Raw genomic sequence first — 8,393 nt, 5'->3', positions numbered from 1 at the left:
GCAAAAAGAATGTCTCGCTGCATCCAGTTTTCAAAAGCTTGCTCAGGATTGGTTGTTCCCTCTAAGACATAAGGAACCCATTCTCTCTGTCTATAATGCTTTTTCTGAAAATCAGCTGTCGGAGTCAAGCATAGATAGGAAGATGCTGGGCATTCAAGCTCCTTTACCAAGTGAGGCAAAAGTCCTGCCCCCTCCACCAAGAGAGGTCTATCTTGATTTTTTATCAAGTAAGATTTTACATAAGGAAAAATCTCTTCATAAAAGCGCCATTCTTCATCTGCCATCTCTTCTGGATTTCTCATCCAGATTTGTTCTGGACTTCTATCCTGTCTAAGAAGGCAAATCGGCTGTGAGTCTGCAATTGCTTGACTCATCATCTCGTCTACCAAATCATCCAGTTTGATATGAAGTAGCTGATACTGTCTAGCAAGCAGTGAAGCAATTGTTGACTTCCCACTACAAGGCGATCCGCCAATCAAATAAAGCATCATTCTTCCTCCTTCTGACAAAATAAAAACGACATCCTCAAAAGGACGTCGCAACGTGGTTCCACCTTCATTTATGCAAGTCAAAAGACTCACACCTCGAATCGGCTCTAACGTAGCCACCGTTTTATGTTTGCATAAAAGCTAATAGAGTAGTCCCAACTGCATCCTCTACGCGATTTTCAGCTCCACGCGCTCTCTAAAAGATTTCCTGCAGGTGATTTGTCTCTAGAAAACATTATAGCACGATTGGAGAAATTTGCAAGGGCTATTGGCTATCAAAACCAGAAAAACGATTGAGAGCCTCTTGACTCAAAGTCGCAGTTTGACGTTTTTTACGGTATTGCTCTGCCAACAGCATTCCTCCCAAAGAAAGGAATAACAAGACATGAATATCCCTAGCATTATAAAGCGTGGAAGTGATTGGATTATAAATCTTGTCTCCTGAGTAAAAAAGTCCGTCAAAAAAGTTTTTGAATAGGTAATAATACTGAACCCCTGGAATCAAAAGAAGAAAGGGCAGTGAAAAACCTTGCATCCGAGTATTTATATAAACAATCACTGCGCCAATCAAAGGGAGCAGCACAGCATAATAAAATAAATTAAGATTAGAAAGCCAGCTCAAATCGCTTCCAATACTTTCTGTATTATTTATAAAATATTGCCAAATTTGTTCCCAAATCAAGCCCGAACCAACGACAATGCCATAGAACAAAAGCAACCACGGCAACTGTTTGAGATATTTTTTCATAAGATTTCTCCTCTATTTCTAAACAAAACCTTACATAAATAACTATTGCCACAATGATGCAAGGCATGTTTCTATTCTAATAACTTAGTAATATTCCTGATTTTTTTCACTTGCTTACTCGAAGCTTTGAGGATACGAACGGAGCCATTGATTGGAAGAGAGATGACCTTGCCAGGCAGATAGGCCACTGTCTTGGCCAGACGCTTGGCAGCACTTTCCTCTGGGCTGAGCTCATTATGGAAGTCCTTGGAAATAGTCAAATCTAGATAAAACTCATAGACTCTGCGACCAAAGTTCTCCGCTGAAATCTCGTAGAGCTTGTCTGCTAACTTCTGCTCATCCATGTCAGGTGTTGCAATAATCGCCTCTAAAATAGCGCCTGATAAATCACGCTCTTGGTAATAAAGGGTCCCAAAAATCTTGTCACTAATAACATTATCAAGATAAGGATTACCATGGGCAATAATCGGCGTGCCACTGGCTAAGCTTTCCAGATAAGTCAGACCTTGAGTCTCACTGGTTGACGCAGAGATAAAGAAATCCGCAGCTTTATAGTAAAGGGCCGTATCACTAGGAGCAATCATCCCCGTAAAGATGACAGCTTCTTCAATCTGAAGCTTGGCAACCAGTTCTTTCAAGTCTTCCGCATAGGGACCGTCGCCGACAATGACTAGCTTGACTTTGTTATTTTCTTCAAGGACGGCAGGCATCGCCTCAACGATAGCCTGGATATTCTTTTCATAAGAAATACGGGACAGACTGAGCAGCATAATCTCGTCTTCAGCAAGACCTAACTTGAAACGAAGCTTCTTGATATCCTCACGCGAAATTTCCGGTCGCTCAAACTTCGCTAACTCAATCCCTGTCGGAATTACTCGTTTTTCTGCTTCGATTTTATAATTAACCAAAAGGTCATAGACAATCTCGCTAGGGCAGATAACCCCATCCAAATCACTCATAAAACCACGAACGATGTACTTGACCATACTAGGACGGATGACCATTCCCTTGGCAATATAGTGCACATAATCCTCATACTGGGTATGATAGGTATGTACTACCGGAATCCGCAGCTCTTTAGCAATCCAAATCCCCAGCAGCCCTAGTGAAAACTCAGTCTGGGTATGGATAATATCCAGCTGGTATTGGCGGGCAATTTCTAAGGCGTGAGAAAAGCCTCGGTAAGCCACTCTTCGGTCCTTAAAGGCAAAGAAAGGTACGCTGGGAATTCGAATAATCTGCCAATCCTCATAGCGATTGACATCCTTGTCCGTTGTCGTAAAAATAAATACCGTGTGACCTAATTTTTCCAGCTCCGTCTTCAAAGTCCGAATGCTGGTAGCAACCCCAGAGACCTGAGGAAAATAGGTATCTGTAAAAAGACCAATACGCATCTTACATCTCCAAAACTATTTGATAAGCCTCAACTAACTGACCTGAGACATCGTCAATGGACCGGCTTTTAGCCACCTGATAACCTGCTTCACGCTTGTCCACCTTTTTATCTAGGATATTTCTCAGAGACTGGACAAACTCATCTACATTGTTGCAGAGCTCGGCTGAACGCTCATCCACCCAGCCCTGATAGACTGGAATATCACGCAGCACAACATTCTGCTCACTGGCCAAGGCTTCCAGGACAACAATTCCTTCAGTTTCCTCATAGGACGGGAAAAAGAAAGCATCCGCTCCAGACATGGCTCCCTGAAATACCGCTCCCTTAAAATAGCCGGGAAATTCAACATTATCAGGATGGTCAAAGAGAACCAGACGGCGAATCTTGCGCGGAATCAGCCAGAGATTGATAGAGCCCAGCCAGATAAAGCGCACATCTGGCATCCTGCGGGCAACCTCTACAAAATCCTCAATCCCCTTGCGGCGGAAATAAAGTCCAGCACAGACGACCACCTTCTGCCCTTCTTCAATCTTAAAATACTTTTTAAAAACTTCTTCCTTGCGAGCATCTTTCTTATACTTAGGCAGGTCAATACCGTTTGACACAGCCACCATAGGCGTAGTGACCCCATAAGACTGGATCAGCTGCTTGGAATACTCCGATGGCGTGATAATGAAATCCGCCTTTTTATACATGTGCGTTAGATATTTACCAAAGAGCGGAGCAAAAAGATTGGAACCAATAAAGGAATTTTCAAAGTCCTCCTTGGTTGAATGCCCATGCATAATCACTTTTTTATTGCCCCTCTTGGCAGCATGCAGAAGAAGCAAGCTACGGGGACCATAGGTATTGATGTGAACCACATCATAATCTCCTAAAACGTCCGTCGTATAAGGAATCCCAGCCAAATCCAAGGCATGCATCTGATGCTGGAGGGCTCGGCCAATTCCTGATTTCTCCAAAACGGACTTTCCTTCAAGATACAGTAATACTTTCATACTTCCTATTATACCTAAAATAAAATAAAAAGGAAAACCACAAGGGCAAATGAGGTAAAAAATCCATCCAAAGCCTTATAAGGCTTAGAAAAGTACCCCTAGCTAAATGGAAACACAAAAAAGCTGAGGTACTACACCTCAGCCTCGCTTCATGCTCATGAAACTCTCTTAAAGCAGTAATTTGCTTGCTCTCTTTTGTCGCTTTTCAAGCTCAGAAGACTTGATAATCAAGCTTCTATCTCACCGCTTATTTCCGAGTTGATTTACGCTCGCTAATGCTGTGAGCTAGGAGAACTTCGCGTTCTTCCAATTCTTCCTTATGCATAATCTTAGTCAGCATGCGCATACTGATAGCGCCGATGTCATAAAGAGGCTGACCGATTGTGGAAAGGTTAGGACGAGTGAAACGAGCTACTTGCGAATCATCACTGGTAATGATTTCAAAATCTTCTGGAACCTTAATGCCTTGATCAGACAGACCATTTAAGAGGCCTGCTGCCAGTTCATCTCCTGTGACAAAAGCTGCAGTTGCTTTGGAAGCAATAACACGCTCTGCCAAGTGGTAGCCATCATCATAAGAATATTTCGATTCAAAAACCAAGCCTTCGCTGTATGAAAGTTTCTTGTTCTTCAAGCCATCTTTATAGCCTGATAGACGGATTTTCCCGTTGATATCATCTACAAGCGGTCCGCTGACAAAGGCAATTTTCTTATTGCGCTTAGCCAGTAATTCTACAGCATCAACCGTTGCTTGCTTGTAGTCAATATTAACGCTCGGAAGCTGATGCTCCACATCGACAGTACCCGCCAAAACGACCGGTGTACGCGAACGTGAAAACTCTGAGCGAATTTTCTCTGTCAGATGATAGCCCATGAAAATAATGCCATCCACCTGCTTAGAAAAGAGCGTATTGACAACGGATACTTCCTTATCATCATCCTCATCACTGTTAGCCAAGACAATGTTGTATTTATACATTTCGGCAATATCATCAATCCCTTTTGCCAAGGTTGAGAAATAGCTATTGGTAATATTTGGAATGACAACGCCGACAGTTGTAGTCTTCTTGCTGGCTAGTCCACGTGCTACTGCGTTTGGACGATAGTCAAGACGATCAATGACCTCTAAAACTTTTTTACGTGTGTTTTCTTTGACGTTCTTGTTTCCATTCACTACCCGACTGACTGTCGCCATCGAAACTCCCGCTTCACGGGCGACATCATAAATGGTTACTGTGTCGTCTGTGTTCATATAGTTTCCTTTCTTCTATTGAAAATATCGTTTTCACTTTCCTACATTCACCATTTTATCACTTCTTGTAAACACTTTCAAGTATTTTGATAAGTTTTTGAAAAGTCTTGCTTTTTTTGACATTTTTTGCCAAAATAGAGGCATAGAAAGAAGGTTGTGACCATGACAAAAATCCAACAAATCACCCACTATCTTGAGAATGAGAAGCTAGATGCTGCTGTCCTGTCTGATCCAGTCACTATCAATTATCTGACTGGTTTCTACAGTGACCCGCATGAGCGGCAGATGTTTTTGTTTATCTTTCCTGACCATGAGCCCCTGCTCTTCGTGCCAGCTTTAGAAGTTGAGCGTGCTTCAGGTTCTGTTTCCTTTTCAGTCCTTGGCTATATGGACTCTGAAAATCCTTGGCAGAAGATTAAAGCTGCCCTGCCGGCTCACTCCTTCAAGACTGTCGCTCTTGAGTTTGATAACTTGATTTTGACCAAATATCATGGATTGAAAACTGTCTTTGATAGTGCAGAATTTACCAACCTGACTCCTTACGTCAACCGCTTGCGCCTGATTAAGTCTGCCGATGAAATCCAGAAAATGCTGGTAGCTGGCCAATATGCTGACAAGGCTGTTAATATCGGTTTTGACAATATTTCACTGGACAATACCGAAACAGATATCATCGCTCAGATTGACTTTGCCATCAAGCGAGAAGGCTATGAGATGAGCTTTGAAACTATGGTGCTGACGGGAAATAATGCAGCTAATCCGCACGGCATTCCTGGAGCAAATAAAGTCGAAAATAACGCCCTCCTCCTCTTTGACCTTGGCTGCATGGTCAATGGCTATGCCAGCGATATGACACGGACCGTTGCTGTCGGCCAGCCGGACCAGTTTAAAAAAGATATCTACCATCTGACACTGGAAGCCCAACAAGCTGCTCTTAACTTTATCAAGCCAGGTGTCACAGCTCATGAAGTAGACCGTGCCGCTCGGCAAGTCATCGAAAAAGCAGGCTACGGTGAGTATTTCAATCACCGCCTCGGCCACGGTATTGGTATGGATGTTCACGAATTTCCATCTATCATGGAGGGCAACGACATGGTCATCGAAGAAGGCATGTGCTTCTCTGTTGAGCCTGGTATTTACATCCCTGGCAAGGTCGGTGTCCGCATCGAAGACTGCGGCCATGTCACTAAGAATGGTTTTGAACTCTTCACCGAAACTAGCAAGGACTTGCTGTATTTTGAATAGAATTTTATAAGCCTATATTATGTCTTGAATGATTATTGGGCTTGGCAAAGGACTTCTGGTTCTTTAAGCTATCATTGTCGGACATCGTTATAGCTATCTTAGTTCTTAAGCATTTATAATTTCAAAAAACGATAGAAAAGTTTCTGTCGTTTTTTCTTGTTTTCTAGTAATTATAATAAGTCATTTAGATTCACCAGCTTTTCTTCCAATAAAGTCGTCTCTCGAGACATTCCGAAGAACTTAATTACTCAGCTCTAACCAGTTTTTACACCAGCAAGATGTTTTCATAACTGAAAAGATTTAAAAATTTTTACCAATAGAAAGCGTCATTAAACCTTATCATATCATAGGTTTTTATCCCTTCTTGCCCTTCTGATTTAAAAATGTTATAATTTTTTATGAAAAATTGTCAAAAAATTCTAATCTTTGTTGTTAAGGAGGTCTGGATGCTCTTTAAAAAGTCAGAAAATCACGGATTTTCTCGCTATATCTGCCTGCTCTTGCTTCTCGTCATTTTTCTGGCTTTCTCCCTCTTTTTAGCTGTATCCCTGGGATCTGTCACTATTGACATACAAGATACTTACCAGATTATTTTCAGCAAGCTCGGTTTCTCCCTTGGCACAGGCAAACTATCGCCGTCTACAATCGCTATTGTTTGGAACATGCGGGTTCCAAGAGTGCTCTTGGGAATCCTAGCTGGTGCTGGACTGTCTGTCTGTGGCAGCGTCATGCAATCTACTGTCAATAATTCCATCGCAGAGCCTTATATCCTAGGAATTTCAGCGGGTGCAACATTCGGAGCTACACTGAGCATTATCTTAGGACTCAAATCCATTACTGGCACAGGTGCCTTTATAGGAGCCATTCTGGCATCGGCAGTGGTCCTTTTTATCGCATCCATGCAGGGAAAAATGACGACAAGCAGTCTGATTTTATCAGGAACAGTTGTAAATGCCCTTTTTATCGCCTTTTCCAACTTTATCATTTCTGTCGGTGCTAATGCTGACAGCCTTATGACAATCAAGTTCTGGACTATGGGCTCACTGGCTGGAACTTCTTGGTCAGATCTTGCCTTGCCGGCTCTTGTTGTTTGTCTCACCTTTTTGTTTTTCTGTTCCCAGTATCGTATTTTCAATACTATGATGATGGGGGACGAAGCAGCTCTGACGCTGGGAGTCCCTCTGCGTTTTTACTGGTTCCTTTATATCACAGTTGTCGCAGTCATGACAGCGGTACTGGTTGCCTGCTGCGGCATTATCGGCTTCGTCGGACTAATCACTCCGCACATTGCTCGCAGATTAGTCGGTACCAACTACAAAAGGCTCTTTCCTATCGCTACCCTTCTCGGCTCTCTCTTTCTTGTCTGGGCAGATGTTTTAGCTCGAATTTTGGTTAAAAATGCCGAGCTGCCGATTGGGATCTTCACCGCTTTGGTTGGCGCACCCTTCTTTATCTACATTGTAGCCAAAAGCCGAAAGGAGGTAAGCAGCTGATATGGATCTAACTTGCCAAAATATCCACTATTCTATTGGTCCAAAAAAGATTTTAAAAGGGATTTCACTCAAGGTCGAGGGAAATCAGTTTCACACCATTTTAGGACCCAATGGAAGCGGCAAAACTAGTCTGCTCAAAACCATCTACCGCCAAATCAAACCTGACAGCGGGAACATTTATCTAAACGGTAGGCCACTTGAACAGGTCAGCATAAAAAAAGCAGCCCAGAAAATAGCCGTTGTAACTCAGTTTAACCATCTTCAGTTTGACTGCACTGTCCAAGACATCGTCATGCTGGGCAGGACGCCCCATCTGTCCCTTTTTCAAAAAGAGAGCGAAAAAGACTATGCCCTTGTCCGTCATGCCTTGAGGCAGGTGGACATGCTAGATAAGGGGGACCGAACCTATCTATCCCTGTCTGGTGGTGAGAAGCAAAGAGTCCTGCTGGCACGCGCTTTGGCTCAACAGCCAAGCCTACTGCTCCTAGACGAGCCAACCAATCATCTGGACATCAAATACCAGCTGGATATGCTGCGTATCGTCAAAGACCTGAAGATCAATGTTTTGGCTGTTTTACACGATATCCAACTGGCTTGTCGGTATTCAGACTATTTGTACCTCATGAAGGGAGGTGAGATTGCATACCAAGGCGCTCCAAAGGAGGCCATCACCCATGATTCACTGCAAGGCGTTTATGGCATTCAGAGCAAAGTGATCTGGACCAAGGATCGACAGGCTATGATTCAATATCTATAAGAGCCTGTTTTCAGCT

Annotated in this window: 8 protein-coding genes; 3 read left to right on the top strand and 5 right to left on the bottom strand. The window is 43.0% G+C overall.

The window, feature by feature from the left end; genetic code table 11:
- The 5 genes from RP262_RS07160 to ccpA form a co-directional block, all read right to left on the bottom strand.
- Window positions 1-608, bottom strand: a 608-nt coding sequence (locus RP262_RS07160; RefSeq protein ID WP_311154720.1) for an AAA family ATPase, incomplete at its 3' end; no start/stop codon positions are given.
- A gap of 145 nt (window positions 609-753) precedes the next feature.
- Window positions 754-1,236, bottom strand: coding sequence for a hypothetical protein (locus RP262_RS07155; RefSeq protein WP_311154719.1), 483 nt, complete (start codon window positions 1,234-1,236; stop codon window positions 754-756).
- 71 nt (window positions 1,237-1,307) lie between these two features.
- Window positions 1,308-2,630: a glycosyltransferase family 4 protein gene (locus RP262_RS07150; RefSeq protein ID WP_311154718.1), complete on the bottom strand. Its 1,323-nt coding sequence runs from the start codon at window positions 2,628-2,630 to the stop codon at window positions 1,308-1,310.
- A gap of 1 nt (window position 2,631) precedes the next feature.
- The gene (locus RP262_RS07145; protein WP_311154717.1) at window positions 2,632-3,630 is read right to left on the bottom strand and encodes a glycosyltransferase; all 999 of its coding nucleotides are present in this window, start codon (window positions 3,628-3,630) and stop codon (window positions 2,632-2,634) included.
- Window positions 3,631-3,877: 247 nt separating this feature from the next.
- Entirely contained in the window at window positions 3,878-4,882 is a 1,005-nt protein-coding gene (ccpA, locus tag RP262_RS07140) for a catabolite control protein A (RefSeq protein ID WP_002894913.1), read from the bottom strand.
- Window positions 4,883-5,044: 162 nt separating this feature from the next.
- Here ccpA and RP262_RS07135 point away from each other — a divergent pair, with 162 nt between their 5' ends.
- The 3 genes from RP262_RS07135 to RP262_RS07125 all read left to right on the top strand — a co-directional run bounded on the left by RP262_RS07135 (window position 5,045) and on the right by RP262_RS07125 (window position 8,377).
- Window positions 5,045-6,127 (top strand): Xaa-Pro peptidase family protein, encoded by a 1,083-nt coding sequence (locus RP262_RS07135; protein WP_311154716.1) that lies wholly within the window; start codon window positions 5,045-5,047, stop codon window positions 6,125-6,127.
- Window positions 6,128-6,573: 446 nt separating this feature from the next.
- Window positions 6,574-7,620 (top strand): iron ABC transporter permease, encoded by a 1,047-nt coding sequence (locus RP262_RS07130; RefSeq protein ID WP_311154715.1) that lies wholly within the window; start codon window positions 6,574-6,576, stop codon window positions 7,618-7,620.
- Window position 7,621: 1 nt separating this feature from the next.
- The gene (locus RP262_RS07125; protein WP_311154714.1) at window positions 7,622-8,377 is read left to right on the top strand and encodes an ABC transporter ATP-binding protein; all 756 of its coding nucleotides are present in this window, start codon (window positions 7,622-7,624) and stop codon (window positions 8,375-8,377) included.
- Window positions 8,378-8,393: the final 16 nt, after the last annotated feature.

It is taken from the genome of uncultured Streptococcus sp., assembly GCF_963456385.1.
Lineage (GTDB): Bacteria > Bacillota > Bacilli > Lactobacillales > Streptococcaceae > Streptococcus.
Note: the sequence above shows the minus strand (reverse complement) of the source record. Positions and strands in the feature narration are given on the sequence as shown.

Coding starts and splice junctions, on each gene's coding strand:
- RP262_RS07155 (WP_311154719.1), bottom strand. CDS start 1,236: ATGAAAAAATATCTCAAACAGTTGCCGTGGTTGCTTTTGTTCTATGGC.
- RP262_RS07130 (WP_311154715.1), top strand. CDS start 6,574: ATGCTCTTTAAAAAGTCAGAAAATCACGGATTTTCTCGCTATATCTGC.
- RP262_RS07150 (WP_311154718.1), bottom strand. CDS start 2,630: ATGCGTATTGGTCTTTTTACAGATACCTATTTTCCTCAGGTCTCTGGG.
- RP262_RS07125 (WP_311154714.1), top strand. CDS start 7,622: ATGGATCTAACTTGCCAAAATATCCACTATTCTATTGGTCCAAAAAAG.
- RP262_RS07145 (WP_311154717.1), bottom strand. CDS start 3,630: ATGAAAGTATTACTGTATCTTGAAGGAAAGTCCGTTTTGGAGAAATCA.
- RP262_RS07135 (WP_311154716.1), top strand. CDS start 5,045: ATGACAAAAATCCAACAAATCACCCACTATCTTGAGAATGAGAAGCTA.
- ccpA (WP_002894913.1), bottom strand. CDS start 4,882: ATGAACACAGACGACACAGTAACCATTTATGATGTCGCCCGTGAAGCG.